This window comes from Candidatus Palauibacter sp., assembly GCF_965222475.1.
GTDB lineage: Bacteria > Gemmatimonadota > Gemmatimonadetes > Palauibacterales > Palauibacteraceae > Palauibacter.
This window is the reverse complement of the sequence record NZ_CBDCUB010000001.1, coordinates 61,909-78,152: the sequence shown is the minus strand read 5'-3', so window position 1 is coordinate 78,152 and position 16,244 is coordinate 61,909. Positions and strand designations below refer to the sequence as shown.

General features: G+C 67.7%; 15 protein-coding genes. 6 read left to right on the top strand and 9 right to left on the bottom strand.

All coding sequences use genetic code 11. From position 1 onward, the window contains the following. From ACOQPP_RS00335 to ACOQPP_RS00315, 5 genes are read right to left on the bottom strand one after another with little or no spacing between them, the layout of a single operon-like run. On the bottom strand, nt 1–2,022 hold the full coding sequence (locus tag ACOQPP_RS00335) for a CocE/NonD family hydrolase (RefSeq protein ID WP_420635598.1): 2,022 nt from the start codon (nt 2,020–2,022) through the stop codon (nt 1–3). Next, a complete protein-coding gene (locus ACOQPP_RS00330) occupies nt 2,019–3,458 on the bottom strand; it encodes an MmgE/PrpD family protein (RefSeq protein WP_420635597.1) in 1,440 nt (479 codons plus the stop codon). Before ACOQPP_RS00330 ends, ACOQPP_RS00335 begins: the two co-directional genes overlap by 4 nt. Next, nucleotides 3,455–5,020 carry a tripartite tricarboxylate transporter permease gene (locus ACOQPP_RS00325; RefSeq protein ID WP_420635596.1) on the bottom strand — a complete coding sequence of 522 codons (1,566 nt, stop codon included), beginning with the start codon at nt 5,018–5,020 and terminating at the stop codon, nt 3,455–3,457. The genes ACOQPP_RS00330 and ACOQPP_RS00325 overlap by 4 nt, the downstream gene beginning before the upstream one ends. Nucleotides 5,021–5,036: 16 nt before the next feature. Beyond that, nucleotides 5,037–5,603 carry a tripartite tricarboxylate transporter TctB family protein gene (locus ACOQPP_RS00320; protein ID WP_420635595.1) on the bottom strand — a complete coding sequence of 189 codons (567 nt, stop codon included), beginning with the start codon at nt 5,601–5,603 and terminating at the stop codon, nt 5,037–5,039. Then, on the bottom strand, nt 5,600–6,499 hold the full coding sequence (locus ACOQPP_RS00315) for a tripartite tricarboxylate transporter substrate binding protein (protein ID WP_420635594.1): 900 nt from the start codon (nt 6,497–6,499) through the stop codon (nt 5,600–5,602). The genes ACOQPP_RS00320 and ACOQPP_RS00315 overlap by 4 nt, the downstream gene beginning before the upstream one ends. Nucleotides 6,500–6,722: 223 nt before the next feature. Between ACOQPP_RS00315 and ACOQPP_RS00310 the strand changes: the two genes are divergently transcribed. From ACOQPP_RS00310 to ACOQPP_RS00285, 6 genes are all read left to right on the top strand, one after another. Beyond that, nucleotides 6,723–6,998: a type II toxin-antitoxin system Phd/YefM family antitoxin gene (locus ACOQPP_RS00310; RefSeq protein ID WP_420635593.1), complete on the top strand. Its 276-nt coding sequence runs from the start codon at nt 6,723–6,725 to the stop codon at nt 6,996–6,998. Beyond that, entirely contained in the window at nt 6,995–7,378 is a 384-nt protein-coding gene (locus ACOQPP_RS00305) for a PIN domain-containing protein (protein WP_420635592.1), read from the top strand. Before ACOQPP_RS00310 ends, ACOQPP_RS00305 begins: the two co-directional genes overlap by 4 nt. A gap of 64 nt (nt 7,379–7,442) precedes the next feature. Further along, entirely contained in the window at nt 7,443–8,297 is an 855-nt protein-coding gene (locus ACOQPP_RS00300) for an MBL fold metallo-hydrolase (RefSeq protein WP_420635591.1), read from the top strand. Between the two features lie 7 nt (nt 8,298–8,304). Beyond that, on the top strand, nt 8,305–9,036 hold the full coding sequence (locus tag ACOQPP_RS00295; protein WP_420635590.1) for an MBL fold metallo-hydrolase: 732 nt from the start codon (nt 8,305–8,307) through the stop codon (nt 9,034–9,036). Nucleotides 9,037–9,252: 216 nt separating this feature from the next. Further along, nucleotides 9,253–10,257 (top strand): hypothetical protein, encoded by a 1,005-nt coding sequence (locus tag ACOQPP_RS00290; RefSeq protein ID WP_420635589.1) that lies wholly within the window; start codon nt 9,253–9,255, stop codon nt 10,255–10,257. Between the two features lie 82 nt (nt 10,258–10,339). After that, nucleotides 10,340–12,142 carry a hypothetical protein gene (locus ACOQPP_RS00285; RefSeq protein ID WP_420635588.1) on the top strand — a complete coding sequence of 601 codons (1,803 nt, stop codon included), beginning with the start codon at nt 10,340–10,342 and terminating at the stop codon, nt 12,140–12,142. A gap of 76 nt (nt 12,143–12,218) precedes the next feature. Here the strand turns inward: ACOQPP_RS00285 and ACOQPP_RS00280 are convergent, their stop codons facing one another. The 4 genes from ACOQPP_RS00280 to ACOQPP_RS00265 all read right to left on the bottom strand — a co-directional run bounded on the left by ACOQPP_RS00280 (nt 12,219) and on the right by ACOQPP_RS00265 (nt 16,225). Beyond that, complete coding sequence (locus ACOQPP_RS00280) at nt 12,219–13,460, bottom strand: ATP-binding protein (RefSeq protein WP_420635963.1); 1,242 nt, start codon at nt 13,458–13,460, stop codon at nt 12,219–12,221. A 622-nt stretch (nt 13,461–14,082) separates the two neighbouring features. Continuing rightward, nucleotides 14,083–14,253, bottom strand: coding sequence for a hypothetical protein (locus ACOQPP_RS00275; protein WP_420635587.1), 171 nt, complete (start codon nt 14,251–14,253; stop codon nt 14,083–14,085). A gap of 261 nt (nt 14,254–14,514) precedes the next feature. Beyond that, entirely contained in the window at nt 14,515–15,627 is a 1,113-nt protein-coding gene (locus ACOQPP_RS00270) for a hypothetical protein (RefSeq protein ID WP_420635586.1), read from the bottom strand. 172 nt (nt 15,628–15,799) lie between these two features. Then, entirely contained in the window at nt 15,800–16,225 is a 426-nt protein-coding gene (locus ACOQPP_RS00265) for a DUF4143 domain-containing protein (protein ID WP_420635585.1), read from the bottom strand. Nucleotides 16,226–16,244: the final 19 nt, after the last annotated feature.

Genomic DNA, 16,244 nt, shown 5'->3' with positions numbered 1-16,244 from the left:
TCATCTCCGTTCCGAGGGGATCTGGATGGGGAGGAGGATCGCCGACGCGCGCGCGCCGGCGTGGTGGATCGTGTTCTCGGCCGGCGTCATGCGGGTATGGCGGCCCAGCGGTTCGCCGGTGTTGGGGTTCACGTCGAAGCGGGGATAGTTGGAGCTGGAGATCTCGAGCCGGAGGCGGTGCCCGGCCGCGAACAGATTGGCGGTCGGGAACAGCCGGATCTCGAACTCGTAGACCTCCCCGGGCGTCATCAACGTCTCTGTCTCCCGCGAGTCCCTGTAGCGGGCGCGGAGGATCCCATCCGTGATATTGAGATCGAACCCTTCGGGATAGTCCTCATTCGGGGGATAGACGTCGACGAGCTTGGCCGTGAAATCGGTATCGGGGGCACTCGATGAGGCCCACAGGGCGACGGTCACCGGGCCGATCACCTCCACATCCTCGGCCAGGGGCTCGGTCTCGAACACGAGGACATCGGACCGGTCCGCGGTGCGGCGGCCGTCCACCTCGGAGGCGAAGAACCCATTGTCGGAGCCGCCCTGGAGCGACTGGAACGTTCGCTCTCGCTGGTCGTAGCCGCCTCGCTTGAGCGCGCCCGAGAAGGCGCCGCCGATCGTGGGCACGGGGTGCTCGGGGTCGTAGGTGTAGGCCGTCGACCCCTCGTCGTCGCCGGGCGGTTCGGAGGTGAGCCCGCCCCCGGCGCGCAGGTAGAAGGGGGTCGGCTCGGTATCCTCCAGCGGCCATGCGTCCGCCGTGCGCCACTCACCGCCGTGGAAGAGGCGGCCGTTCTCGTCGCGGTGCCCGTCGCCGCCGCCCATGACGAAGATCGTGACGGGGCCCACGCTCCGCCCCGCGGGCCGCGAGTCATCCTCGAACAGGTCGGTCGAGCGCTGTCCCCGCATGTGCCGGTCGAACCAGCGCAGGTGGAACTCGCGCGAGAAGTCGTCGATCGCGGCCTCGGCTCCGAACTCGATGTCGCCTGCGGTCGAGCGGCTGTTTCCCCCGTGGGTCCAGGGCCCCATCACCAGCATCATCGGGGAGGACTTCAGGCGAGACAGTTCGGCGAAGCTCTGGATCGTCCCGGGGGCGTAGGAGTCGTACCAGCCGCCCACGTGCAGCATCGGGATGTCCGCCGTCTCGTCATAGTACTCCGCCCAGTTGCGGCCGATACCACGGAAATAGTCGTCATAGTCCCCGCGGTTCTGCATGGTGAGGTAATAGTCCTCGAAATTGGAGGCGACGGAGAGCGGATTCGCGCCCTTTTGGAACGGAGTGTCGGGGAACCAGTCCGAGGGCGGCTCCTCCTGGAGCCGGAGACGGATCTCGGGGTCGTCCGCCACGGCGGCGAGCTGGAGGTGGGCCCAGCCGAGCTGCTGGCCGAGTTCGAACGCGCCGTGATTGCGGACCTTGTGCGTCCAGGCGTCCGAGAGCCCCCCCATCGTGAGGACGAGCGTCGCGAGGGCGGGCGGGTTCAGCTTGGCGGCGTCGGCCTGCGTGTGCGCGCCGTAGGAGGTGCCCCACATGCCGATCGAAGGCTCCGCGTAGTCGAGCCCGGTGATCCACTCGATCGTGTCGTAGCCGTCGGGCGCATCGAACTCGTGATACTTCTGGAACTCGCCCTCGGAGGCGTAGAGGCCGCGCGTGTCCTGGAGCACGACGATGAAGCCGTGCGTCGTGAACCAGCGCGCCTGGTCGACGAGCCCGCGCGAGGTCTTGTCGTACGGGGTCCGGTGCAGGAGGGCGGGAAAGGGTTCGTCCACCGGCTCATAGTCGCGCGAGGGGCGGTAGATGTCGGTCGCGAGCCGAACGCCGTCCCGCATCTCGACCATGAGGTTCGTCTCCACCTGGAGCGCGTCGTATGGACCGCGCCCCGCCGCTTCGGCGTCCGCGTCCGGGGCTCCGGAGCCGGCCGAGTCGCCGCAGGCCGCGACCCACAGCGCTCCCAGCAGGGCGAGGCCGCATCGTGCCCGGCGGCTTCCGCTCCCCGCGACGCCCCCCCGCGAGGCCTGGGCGACGCTCCTCACGCCGGGACTCCGGCCGGGGCTCCAGCCGGGGCTCCAGCCGGGGCTCCAGCCGAGACGGTCGCGAGGGCGTCCACCAGGTCGGCGATATGGCTCAGTTCGTCCACGCCTTCGAGACGGTCCAGGGCCGCGTCGATGCGCGCGTCGTCCATCACGAGGCTCGCGCAGTCCCGGAACTTGGCGTGCAGCTCCTCCCGGCTGAGGGGACGCTCCGGGCCGCCGGGATAGGTGTCCGCCTCGGTGTGGAGTTCGGTGCCGTCGCGGAGGCGGACGTCGATCGCGCTCCGCATGCGGTCATAGCCGCGCGCGTCGATCTCCTCGTCGAACCGGACCGTGACCCGCCGCATCATGTCCGCCGCCTCGCCGGAGAGGACGAAGTCGTCGTGGAACTCGCGGATCCCGGCCCGGCGGCGGAGGACGATGCTGGAGAGGACGAAGGGGATGCAGAACTTCGCCTCGAGTTCGTTGTTGGGCACCGGATACCGGAGCGGGTTCAGGATGTTGTGCCCGGCGCCGAAGGTGATCTCGGCGATGTCGTCGGGAGCGAGGTCGTGCTCGGTGACGAGTTCGAGCATGGCGGCCATGCCGGGGTGGCCGAGGCTCCCCGAGGGGAACGGCTTCACGGAGACGCCGGGGTCGAGCAGGGTGTAGGGGGCGCCGAGGGCGCCGACCAGCCGCTCGGGCTCGAAGCCGCCGCCGAACACGCGGAAGAAGCCCCACGGCGCCTCGAGCGCGTCGTGCCCGGCCGTGAAGCCGCGCGCCGCGAGGTCGACCGCCAGGATGCCGTTCTCGGCGGCGCGGCCGGCGTGGAGCGGCTTGGTCATGGTGCCGAACCCGAGCCGGATCCCCGACGAGAGGCTGGCGGCGATGCCGAGCGCCATGGCGAGTTCGTCCGCCTCCAGTCCGGCCAGCTTGGCGGCCGTCGCGCAGGCGCCGAGCGTCCCGATCGTCGCCGTCGAGTGGAACCCCTCCATGTAGTGCCGGGGGTGGATCGCCTCGGCGATCTTGCACTCCACCTCGAAGCCGATGAGGAACGCCTCGAGGAACTCGGCCCCCGTGGCCCCCTCCCGCTCGGCGACGGCGTACCCCGCCGAGAGCGGCGCCACCGTAGGGTGCGTGAGGAGCCCGAAGATCCGGTCGGGGGCGTTTGAGAGTTGCGTGTCGTCGAAGTCCATCGCGTGGCCCGCCGTGCCGTTGGCCCGCGCTGCGAGCGAGGCGGGGGCGCGGGTGTCGGGCGGCCCGAGAATGGTCGCCTGCGGGTTCCCGCCCTGCGCGGCGATCTGGTCCTGCACGATGCGGGCGCAGGCATCCGTCGAACCGGCGAGGATCACGCCCGTGCCGTCCGTGACGCAGCGCCGCCCCTCGGCCAGCAGCCGCTCCGGAAAACCGTCGATCGTCGTCTCGAGTATGAAGTCGATGACCGCGCGGGTCGCGCTCACTCGTGCTCCTTGTGGTTGGGTTTTTCGGGTTCGTGTTTTCGTGCCCCGCGGCTCCTGCCGGGCCCGCGTCCTTTGTCGGGCCCGCGCGCTCTTCCCGCCACCAGCCGGCTGCGCACCGCGGGGGCCGCGAAGCTGATCACGGCCAGCGCGAGCAGCACCAGGCTGATCGGGCTCTCGAGGAAGACCGAGTGCGACCCGGAGGACAGCGTCAGCGCTCGGCGATAGTTCGTCTCGATCATGGGACCGAGAATGAGGCCGAGCACCGCCGGGGCGAGCGGGTATCCGTATCGCAGCATAGCGAAGCCGACGAGCCCGTAGAAGAGGGCCACCCAGGCGTCGGCCGGGTTCCCGCGCAGGGCGTAGGTCCCGACGAGGGAGATGGCCACGACGAGCGGCATCAGGATCGAGGGCCGCAGGCGCACGACGCGCGTCCACAGCGGGATGCCGAGGCGTCCCACGGCCAGCATGAGCAGCACCGCCACCACGAATCCGGCGTAGAGAGCGTAGACGAGGTCGGCGCGCTCGGTCATGAGGAGCGGCCCCGGCGCAACCCCCTGCACGGTAAGCCCGCCGAGGAGCACCGCGGCGCTGGCCGACCCCGGGATTCCGAGCGCCAGCAGCGGGATCATCGCCGCCCCGACGCAGGAGTTGTTCGCGGCTTCCGGGGCCGCGATGCCGGCGGGTTCGCCCGTCCCGAACCGTTCGGGCGTCTTCGACACCCGCCGCTCCTCGTTCCACGCCACGATGGAGGCGATCGTCGCCCCCGCGCCGGGGATGGCCCCGATGATCCCCCCGATCGCGGAGCCGCGCAGGATCGTGCGCCAGAGGCCGAACAGTTCGCGCGCCTTGGGAAGGGCGCCCGCAATCCCACTGCCGGGGGCCGTCTCCTTGCGCTGGCCGGTCGCCGCCTTCAGCGCCTCGGCGATGGCGAAGAAGCCGATCAGCATCGGCACCAGCCCGAGCCCGTCCATGAGCATGGTCGTGCCAAGCGTGAGCCGCGGCGCCCCCGTCAGCACGTCCAGCCCGACCACGAAGAAGAGGAGGCCCAGCAGCGCGCTGATGATCCCCTTGAGCGGATCGTTCCCCACGAGGTTCGCCACGATCGAGAGCCCGAACACGCCGAGCCCGAAGTACTCCGCCGGCCCGAAGGCGATCGCCGCCCGCGAGAGCGGCCCCAGCGCCAGCACGAGGAGGATCGTCCCCAGCAGCCCGCCGCTCATCGAGGAGAAGAGGGAGATTCCCAGCGCGCGCCCCGCCTCGCCCCGCCGGGTCATCGCGTAGCCGTCGAAGGTGGTGGCAAGGGCGGGCGAACTCCCCGGGACCCCGATCGCGATCGCCGTGATCGATCCCCCGTACTCCGCCGCCATGTAGATCGAGACCATCATCAGCAGCGCCGGCGTCGGATCGAGCGCGAAGGTCACCGGAAGGACGAGCGCGAGTCCCACCGTCGAACTCAGCCCCGGCATCGCTCCCGCGAACACGCCCAGCAGGCTGCCGGCGAGGAGCGCCAGGAGGTTCCCCGGCTGGAGCGCCGTCAGGAGGCCGTCGAGGAAGGCGGTCACGCGCCGCGCCGCCCGCTCAGAAGCCGGACGGCAGCGGCACGCCGAGCGCGACCATGAACACGAGATAGATGAAACCCGCGAAGACGAGCGGCACCGAGACGAGCACCACCCGCGAACGTTCCCCCGTCAGCCACATGAGCCCGGCGACGAGGAGGGGGACGGATAGCACGGTGCCGAGCCGCGGCCACGCGAGGAGGAAGGCCGCGATCCACCCCACCGCGAGCCACAGGCGGGTGCCGCGCCCGACACCGCGCGAGGCCCCGCCCGAGGCGCCGGCGCCCCAAAAAACGTTCCCGCGGGAAAGTCTCTGGCCCGAATCGACCCCGGTGCCGCCATCCGCACCCGCCTCCGGAGGCCGCTCCGGGGGAGACCACGGCCTGGCGCGGACCGCGAGCCAGGCGGCGCAGGCGATCACGAGCGTCGCGAGGAGCCGGGGGAAGAAGGCGGGGCCGGGGGCGCCCTCGGCCAGCGAGGCCGGATAGCTCCGCGAGTCCAGGAGGACGCCGACTGCCAGGACCGCGAGGAACGCGGCCTCCGCGAGCAGGCGCATCGGCGGGGCCCGGCGCGCGGAGGGGCTACTCAACGCGACTCATCCAGGATCCCCAGCCGCCTCAGGAGATCCCGGCTCGTCATCACTTCCTCGGCCATCCAGGCGCCGAAGGCGTCCGAATCCTCCATCGTCGCGTACTCGAGGGCGGCACGCTCCATGTATTCGCGGAACCCCGGATCCTCGATCGCGGCCAGCAGCCGCGCGCGGATGTCGGCCCGCGTCTCGGGGGCGAGTCCCGGCGGTCCCACCACGCCCCGCCAGTGGACAGGCTGGAGGTCGTACCCCTGATCCGCGTAGCTCGGCGTGTCCGGGAGCGCCTCGACGGGAAGCGCGACGCCCAGCACCCGCATCGTCCCCGCGCGCAGGTGCTCGCGCACGATGTTGTAGTTCGTGTGGGCCGCGTCCGTGTGCCCCCCAAGCGCCGCCACGACCGCGTCGGCCGACCCCTCGTAGGCGATCCAGCGGATGTCCGGATCCCCCGCCGCCGCCCGCAGCCGGGCGAAGCCGAGGAAGTGGGCCGACGCCGCCCCGAACCCCGACACCGAAACTTCGCCGGGCCGTGCGTGGGCCGCCTCGAACAGGTCTCCGAGCGTGCGGAACGGGCTGTCGTCCCGCACCGCGATCAGGAACGGATCGATCTGGATGCGGAGGATGGGAGTGAAGTCCTCCGGCGCGAACGGGATCCGCCCCGTCGCCATGTTCACGGTCCCGCTCGCGGTGAAGACGCCGAGCACGTGGGGGTCCCCTTCCCGGCCCTGGAGGTACTGCATGCCCGCGGCGCCCGCCCCGCCCTGCCGGGTCATCACGGTCACGCGCTGGCCCCCGAAGTGCGGCGGCGCGGCCTCTGCCAAAGCCCGCGAGAGGAGGTCGGTCGGCCCGCCCGGCGTCGCCCACGAGACGATCTCGACCGGACGGCTCGGAAACGCCACGTCTTCTCCGGCCGGCGAACACGCGACGGTCCCCAGGGTCACTGCGGCCAAGGTCGTCAGCGATACGCGCGTTCTCGTCGCAACCGCGCGTTGACGTCCGGATGATGGAGCAGACCATCTCTTGGGTTCCATGGGAGGAATGTGAGGTCTCGGTCGAAGGCAGGCCACGGGAGGGTGGTCGGATCCAATTGAAAAGACTGGTCTGACTAGTTATAATGATTCGATGCGACTCCTCTACTCGACCTACGAGGCGAAGGCCCGTTTCTCCGAAGTGTTACGTCACGTCCGGGAGGGCAGAACCGTGACCATATCCTACCGGGGGGAGCCGGTGGCCGAACTCCGTCCGCTTCGGCGCGAAACCACGGATCTCGAGGAACGGCTGGCGGATCTGGAGCGGCGAGGGGTCCTTACGCCGCGTCCGAAGCACCGCGAGCCCATGAAGCTCGGTACGCCGGTGCCGGGCGCCATGGAACGGTTCCTGGCCGACCGCGGAGAGTGAGCACGGCCTATGTGGACACGTCCGCGATCGTCTCGGTCGCTTTTGTCGAGGCGGGCGCGGAAGATATCGCTCGCCGATTGGGGAGGTTCCGGGATCTGATCTCATCCAGCCTCCTCGAGGCGGAGTTGCGATCCGCCTGCGCCAGAGAGGGGAGGCCCTTTCCGGAGAACCTCGTCTCGGGGTTCCGCTGGATTCAGCCGAACCCGCCTCTGTCGCGAGAGATGCGGGCCGCGCTCCGAGCCGGTTACCTGCGGGGCGCGGATCTCTGGCATGTGGCATGCGCCTTGTATGTCGCGCGGAATCCGTCGGATGTCTCGTTCATCACCCTTGACGAACGACAGGCGGAGGTGGCGGCGGCGCTGAAGTTTCGGCTCGGATAGAGCCGGCCGGGCACGGGTCTCCCGGGCTGGTGGCGGCGGGCGGTCGGTCGGTAGACTGGCCCTCATGAACGAGCCCGGAAGCGAGACCATGCCGCCGCGGACCGACGCCGGCTGGCGGCGGGACGTGTGGCCCGGCATCCACTGGGTCCAGGAATGCGGCGCGCACCGGGCCGGGATCGCCCGCGCCGTGCAGGAGAGCGGCGCCCACTGGTACACGCCCGGCCGCGAGCTTCACGTCCCCCAGAACGCGTACCTCCTGACGGGCGAGCGGACGCTGCTCTGGGACACCCTCTCGCCGGCATCGGACGACATCCTGCTCCCGGCTCTGGAGGACCTGCTCGGCGGCCGGCCTCTCGACTACCTCGCGCTCTCCCACCCCGACGTCCCCCACGCCGGGAACACGCTGCAGGTGCTGCGGCGCTACCCGGAGTGCCGGCTGGTCGCGCCGGCCGCGGGCGAGACGCATGCGCTGTACCATCTGGACGAAGCGATGAAGGTGGGCCCGGAGGATGAGATCGATCTCGGCGGGCTCCGGGTGCGCTTCCCCGAGGCGACGTTCCTCGACGCCGCGATCCACACCTGGATGAGCGAGGAGACGACCCGCACGCTGTTCACCGTCGACTGGATGGGGTTCCCGCACCAGGGCGGCGAGTGTCTGCGGCGGACGGACGAGATCGAGACGCCGGTGGACGTGGGTCGCCTCGAGGAGTTCCACAGCCGCGTCATGTTCTGGTTCCAGTACGTGGACCCGCCCAGGGTCATCGCGGCGACGGACGACCTGGCGGCGCGTTTCGACGGCTACGGGTTCGCGCCGGCGCACGGCCTTCCGATCCCGGGCGCGGATGCGGCTCCCTGCTACGAGCGCATGAACGAGGTCGTGCGGCGCGTGGCGGCGAGCGGGCGCGGAGGCGTGCTGTGAGCGCCCCGTGAGCGCGATCGGGCTGGGCGGTGGCGTCTCCTGGGTGCACGAGTGCTTCGCCGAGACGGACGGCCACATCCACGTCTCCGTCTACCTCGTCGACGCGCCGGAAGGGGCGATCCTCATCGACTCCGGCTCCTTCCACCACCGGCAACGCCTCTCGGACCGGATCAGCGACGCCACCGCGGGGCGCGGAATCGGCGCCATCGTCCTCTCCCACTCCGACTATCCCCACTCGGGGAACATCCCCGCGTTCCGCCGCGACTGGGGCGACTTCGAGATCGTCGCCTCCTGCGGCGACCCCGAACTCCAGGGACTCCCCTACGCGCGTCGCACCCGGATCGGCGACGTCACCGAGGTGCTGGGACGCCGCTTCGCCGTCCTCGATCCCCCGCTCGCCGACCGCAACCACACGACGTGGGTCTACGACGAGGTCTCGCGCACGCTGTTCGTGGCGGACGGGTTCGGGACGCTGCACGCCCCCGGCGCCTGCGACATCGACTGGGGACGGATCCCGGAGGACGGACGCGCGGAAGGCGTGCACGAGTTCCACGCCCAGACGCTGCCCTGGCTGCGCTACGCCGACCCCGACCGCGTCATGGGCGCGCTGCGCGCCATGCTGGAGCGGCACCCCCCGGCCTGGATCGCGCCGATTCACGGCCCGCCCATCGCCGAGGGCGACGTGGACCGCTACATGCGGGACCTCGGAGACGCGCTGACCCGCATCACGGCTTCCTAGTGTAGTAGGGATGCACTCTATGCGGCTTCATGTCCGACCCGTTCTGGACGGCGCCTCCACGTGGCCACGAGCCTTCATTTCCGCGCGCTTGCTGTTCTGTTGGCGGAGAACCTCCTACTACCTCATCTTCCGCTACGGATCACCGGAACCAGTGCAGCCTGAACGAAGTGCTTCGGTCGAGTCCCGGGCTGTTGCCTCAGGAAGGCGAACCTACTCGTGGAAGCTGCTGCAGAGAAAAGACTAAGGCTGCTCAACGCCGATTACCGAGAGGTCGCGGGACGTGAGCCCCAAACGTTCTACTGCCCGATTCTGTATCGGGACGAGGAGGTTGAGTTGTGCAGGGCTCACATTGTCAATGAGTCATTTCCCGAATCCGATCGGAAATGGACCATCCAGAGAGCTGACGTCGACAGCTGGTTTGGCTCCATGTTCGAAGCTGATTTCGTCAAGCTGAAGTACCGAGAGAAGCTCAAAGTATTGGATGTCCTGGCCGACCCTGAGCTGACGAGACAGCTTCGCCCCAAGTTCACTCTCGATGGCGAAGAGGTGGAGCACTACGCTGTCACCGGCCCCGTCCCGGATCGCTTCTCGCCCGTCCTCGTCGACCATGAGTCCGAGCCGATTGAATTGGTTCTCAAGGTGCCGCCGGAAGAGCTGCTGAAAGGTGAGCGGAAGCAATGGGACGTCGCGTTTGAACAGGACCTGCGGCTACCTGCGTTAGTGTCGCTGCTGAAATCGGCACACCTGACGCTCTTCCAGCTGGTGGGGTACAGGTACGCGTTGTCGGCGGGCGGGCGTTTCCTGGGTCGCAAGGTGTTGGGAGATTTCTTTGACCGGACGGTCGAACTGTCACGATCAGATGCCCTGCTCGAGGCGCGGAACCACTTCAAGGAGTTTCGCAATCTTGTCCGTCCCATCGTGCCGCCAACGACGGATCTTGCAGGAACAGTGACGGATGGACTGTTCCACCTGTGCAGGTATAGCGGCGGTTTGGCCAAAGCGGTGTTCGTTCGAACCGGCGAACACTTGCATACGGTCCTCGTGCCGGTGCTTGACAATGGGGAAACGGCGGCGCGATTCATGGCATTCCTCGATCAGTCTTCCGTGACTTTCGAGGCAAGGCCTGCGCGATACATGGGCGACCATTGGGAAGTGTCGCCAACCTCCTGGGAGTTCGAATGGCCGAGAGCCAACTTCGAACGGACGTGGCATCGGCCTTGAGCGTCAGCGCGTCGGGGGTATGATGGCTCGGACTGCAGGCCGGAATCGTCGGCCGAACGAGCCGGGGGGAGGAGCGCCGTTGTTGCCGGAGTTCGGATCGGGAGTGGTTCAAGCTTTTGTCCAGGCCGCCGAGAACGGGCTGTACCTGCCCGACCGGTTGGCGACCCCCCGGACACCGAGCGGGCTTGAGTGGCACTACGCGCGGGGAACCTGGCGGGACATCTACGGAGAAGCGCCGACGTGGGACGACATCGCTGCGAGGCTCTCCGGGTACGGGCTCGGGCAGGTACTGAACGGGCTCGGTGGGGTCAGCGCCGTACTCAATTCCTACGAGCCGCTTGCCGGACAGCGCCGGATCATTGGGGCCCTCTTCCAGTCACCAGACCAGATGGGGCGCGACATTCAAGCGTGGTGGGATCGGATGAAGCGCGAAGGCCTCACGGATCTCCCGCTTTTCTTCAGTGAACACCAGATCTTGGCTCTCGCTAAAATCGCTCTGCTGGTCTGCCCACCCGTAACTCAGATGAAGGTCCGGTCTCTGCAACCCCTTGGAGAGTCGCTGCTCATGGTCAGCGATCTCATCGACGACGAGACCGCGGACGACCTGCCTGCCGGCTTCGATGCCCTTGAAGGTCGGATCCCGTGGCTGCGGTTTCTGCTAACCAACGGGCTGTTCAACGCTTCCGACGACATTTCGCACGCACTAGCCCGTGCGCACGAGCTTTACTTCACGGATCAGCCGGTACTGCGGGATGCCCCCGGTGGCGTCGACTTGCCCGGTCGCTTTCGCGAGATCACGGGACTAGACCCCGATCTTGCGCTTGCCACGGGAATCGCCCTGCTGGCGAGGTGGCGGACCGTGGACCCCCGCGCAGACCGGCCACCCGGCCCGCTCAGCGTGGAGGCGTTCGCTTCGTCCTTCAGTTTGAAGAACCGCGAGATGGAGGCCTTGTCGGATTTCCTCTCGGTCGGCGCGAAGGCCGCCAAGACCGAACTTGAGACCCGCGGAATCGGCCCGGGCAACCTGCGCCCGTACGATCCCTTTCCCCTGGCCGCCACACCCCTGGTGAGGCTGGAGGGACGCCTGTATTGCCCTTCGGTTCGGCTTCTCCGCTGGAAGCTGACGACGGGACTTCACCACGTATTTCTTAGTCCTTCCAAGAGTCCCGAAGCAGATCGATACCTGACCTTCGCGGGCCGTATATTCGAAGACTATGTCGAGGAGCTTCTTGGCCGTGTGTTCCCGCCGGAGGCGCGGCGCTACATCGGCGAAGCCGACTTGAGGCAGTTCGTGGGCCGAGGGAAGGCCTGTGACGGGGCGATCCTCTACGGCGACTCCGTCGTTCTGGTCGAGAGCAAAGCGACGCTCTTCCCGTACGCGGTAAGGGCGCAGGGTGATTTCGACACCTTGCAACGGAAGCTCGGTCATATCTTCGGAAGGGCCGCACAGCAGTTCACCAACACCATCGCAGCGATTGAAGCCGGGCGTCTCGGGCATGTGATCCAACCCGATCGCGTGTCCCGCTATCTGCCGCTGGTCGTCACCTTGGACACGCTTCCTATCACACCCTTCTTCTACCAGCTCATCGAAGAGGAAATCACTCGACGAGACGCGCTAACCCACCGGAAAGCTCGCCCTTTGCAGGCAATGGCCGTGTCCGAACTGGAGTTGCTGGAGGGGTACATCGGTGAAGGGGGAAGCCTCGCGGACCTGCTGGAAGAGAGGATTGGGAATCAAACGTACCGCGATGACTGTATCAAGAACTATCTGCTGGCACGCGACGGCCGGAAGGCGCTTCGCCGCAATCGTCATCTCCTTGGGCGATACGAAGCACTCGTCAAGCAAAGCATGGAGATCCTGAAGTCCCGGGCGAGGAGTCAGTAGGGCGCGCGGGGTAATTCAAGGCGGGGATGGCGACGGCCGTCCTCCGAGAATGGCCGATCGACTCCGTGCAACGGCGTCATTCGCGGCTCGATGCCTCGTGGCGGCCATCGTTGTGCAGCGTAATCGTGAACAGCCCGTCGACCGAGGTTATAGTGGGCACGGCAAGAGAATGTGTCTTCATTTCGCCGAAGATGCGGGCCACACCCTCACCTTCGTCACGCATGATTCCGGCGTCAGCGAGTACACGGACCAGCATGGGGTTGCGCGACGCGTGGATGGGGCGTCCCTGGCGTAGGGCCTCCAGGGTGGCCGGCGGGACGAGGTCGCCTGGGTTGGATGTCTCAACGCGATCCGCGTAGAACCAGATTTCGGTTTCGCGGCTCGTCACTTCGTAGTCGCGATGCGCGACGGCGTTCACGAGGGCCTCCTGCCACGCGAAATCGGGGTATTCCGGCGTATCCTCGAAGAAGAGGTCGCGCAGCGTCTCGGAACGACGTACCTGGCTCCGAGCCATGACCTTGCCCTCTTCTACGGCGCGAGCAAGGGGCGGGTCGGCACGACCGATCTGGGTCACGTTTCTCTCCGTTCCGTGGAGACGTTCCGTTCCTGTCACCCGGAAGACCCGGATTCCCGCTCTTGGATGCCACTTGAGCGCCGGACGGCGAGCGAAGAGAAGCAGGGCGGCGGTCGTGATCCGCCAGTCACGGCTGTCCTTCTCGATCAGCCCGTAGTACTCGAGTAGCTCAAGGACGGGCCTCTCTCCGACCGGTGTCTTCCGCAGGAATGAAGCGGCCAGGTCAAGGTCCAGGTGCTCAATCATCGCTTCCGGTCGATACCGTTGCTCGCAGCCGACTCGCCGGTACGCCTGCTTCCGTTCGTTCATGACCTCCTGCGGCTCGCGTAAGATCCGATCTCCCACGCGGTAGGGGAAACCGTTCCCTTCGATCATGACCGCCTCGGCCGCGATGGGGACTTGGAACGCCAGAATCTCCTTGCCGTCGATTGTCAGTCGTTCGGTCCGGCAACTGACGGATGGACGCAGGCGGCGGGCGGGAACGGCCCGAAAATCCTCCAGCGCCCCGCCAGAGTAACCGTGACCGCTGGGCGCGCCGTCATCCTCCACGCCCAGCAGCAGTAGACCGCCATCGGCGTTGGCGAAGGCCGCGACGGAGTCGGCGATCTTGTCTCGAACATCGCGCCGCTTAAGTGCCTTGGGATCTCCCGAGCTTCGGTCCCACGCTGACTTGAACTCCACAAACCGACCCTCGCCCCGTGAGAGGATTTTGCGGAGTTCGGCATCGGTGAAGCGCGGCGACATCACGGCGACATCATCCCGAAGATACGCTCGCGCGCCGCAGCCCCGGCGTGAAACCCCACGCGTCGGCGTCGAACCAGACATCGGCTTCTCCAGTGCCGAAAGCAGGCGTTGTCATTGTACACCTCCGGTGCGGGCAACTTCGAGCGGCGGCGCGGAATCTGCCGACCGCGACGCCACCTACCGGCGAAGTATGCTGATTCGGCGCGACCGCGGCCACGTTGGTCCCGCGATGATCCAGTTCGCGCTATGGCCGGTCATACCGTTACGTATACAGGCTACTCGTTCGAGAACGCCCAAACGTTCCATATGAACCACACGTTGCAGGTCGGGCTCAACGGGGTCACAACTCGCGGCCTGGATCGCGCCGACCCACGGCCCCCCGATCGCCGAGGTCGACGTGGGCCGGTCGTTTGACGGCTCTCGGGCTGGCTGCATCGCCCGGCTGATCGCGGAGGACTTCTATCGCGACGGGCTGGACCTGGCCTCATGCAACATGGGTCACCAGGGTGAGCGATCAGCAGACGCCGATGACCGTCTTGGGCGTGCACCACCAGGTTCGAGAGCAGGTGGGCAAACGTGGCTCGGTATTCCAGAAGTAGCGGCCGCACGAACCATCCGGTCGTCAGGCGCGGACGACCGGGTCGTTCGCCGGTTCTTGACGTTTATCGGGGCGATGGATCGCGCTCGCAACGCCACGCAGCTCTGGAACGCCGGGCTGAGTCTCTTTCTCGATAGTCCACAGATCTTCGATCCGCAGCACGCCTCGGGCATCGACTTTGACGCACTTCAGCAACTTCCAAGGATCAATCGAGTGAGTCGGAAGCACCGCCCGGATACACGCGCTTGGCTCGGCATCGCCGCCAGTCTGGTGGACAGCCGTCTGTCTCCTGTGGTTCCTCGGCAGGCACGGTTGCGATCATTGCGAGAAAGCAGACAGGAAAGTGCGTTTCGGTCGCCGACGGTTCGCTCCGCCGCAACCCAAGCAGTCGTCAGTAGCCCAGCTCGCCGTCCCCGCTGGCACGACGGGAGAGCCGGTTCCCCGCCCCCGCCATGTCTATCCGGATGAGGCGCCGGGCGGCGGGCAGTCCTGTCCCTCGAAGGAGGGGGAATAGAGCACGGCCGTCGGGACGAGGCCATCCCGACGGAGGCCGTACAGGAAGGCACCGTCACCGGTCCTCCAGAGGAACTCGTCGTGCACGGCGCGGGCGACGAGCGCGCCCGTAGCCGGGTCGATCACCTCGAGGACCGTGTCCATCAGCTTGTTGCCATCCAGGGCTCCGTCGTCCACGCTCCAACCGGAGAGCTGCGCCCATTCGCTGTCGGCCACCCAAGTCGCGATCCACAGCAGCCCCTCTTCGTACGCCAGGCTCCCGATGACCGATGGGCCGGGAGCCTCGAGTGGGTAGCCCGGCTGGGGCGGGCCGGGCGTGAACCAATCGGGCGATCCCTCCAGCCTGACGTCCACGGCCGGGTCTTCGGGATCCCACGCTTCCACGACGTATTCGGTCGGCCGCGCCCGCCACACTCTGCCCTCCGCATCGGTCGTCATGGGGAAGAAGAAGAACCCCATCAGCCATCGCTCGCGAGGCACGGCGTCGGTCTCCGCGAGCGTCACGCCCTCGGAGTCGATCATCCTCGTGACGCCACCCGGAGTCCCGTCGGCCGAGCCGCCCCAACCCCCGACGATGAAGCCCGACCCGGAGGTCGCGGGGAGAAAGTTCATCCCCATCATGTCGCCGATTTGCGTTGCCCCCAGCAGCTGCCGGGTGGCTGACAGGCTCGTGATCCGCCGCGTCATGGGATCCAGAATCAGCACGCCTCCGTCGGGCGAGGGGCGAAGCCTCCCCATGCCGGGGGCGACGAACTCGCCCGGACCCTCCCCGCTCCGGCCGAAGCTCTCCCGGTAACGGCCCTCGGCGTCGTAGACCATCATCTCCGCGCCGTTCTCCGGGGTGGAGAGCACGAAGTCCCCGGACTCGAGCCGCGTGATCCACGTGGGGAGTCCGATGGTGCCGGGATCGTCGATCCCACCCAGGCTGAGCACCTCCTCCAGCATGACGGTGCACTGCGGGTGATCCGTGGAGATGGGCACGACGTCCTGCGCCCGAACCGGCGTGGTCACGGCCAGGATCGCAACGAGGCTCCAGCGGCAGGATGCGGAACTCATATCAGGGTCCTCTCTTCTCTCTGCTCCCGGGCTCGACGAGCCTGCGTCAGGGCCATTTCCGGGGATGGGACGGATCGTGCATGGCCATAGCCCCCGGCGGCGAAATAGTTCCGGATCACGATACGGGGCTGCGCGGTGAGATTCATCGGCCCGCGCGGACAAGTGGGCATGGCTACGGATCCCGCGCTGGCCCGGTCCGCAGGCCGGCGAGATCGGCCAGCGCGTGCACGAGACCGCTGTCCCGCACGTAGATCTTGGGCGATTTGACGAGCCGCTTGCGGACGTTCGCCACGAACGGGGGAAGCCGCCGCAGGATGAACAGGCTGGTCAGCGTATCGATGTAGCGCCCCACCGTCGCCGTGTTGATCCCCAGGCTCCTCGCCAGTTCCGAGGCCCGCGGCAGCCCGCCCTGCCAGTGCGCGAGCATCGTCCACAGCCGACCCAGCGTCTCGGGCGGCAGGCGCCTGGAGACGAACTCCCCCACGTCGCGCTCCGGATAGGTGCGGATGAAGTTCCTCCGGAAGGCGAAGCTGTCTTCGTCGCTCCCGGCCAGGAAGCTGTCGGGCAGCCCTCCCCGGACCCAGCATATACGGCTCAACGTCCTGACGCAGTCGACA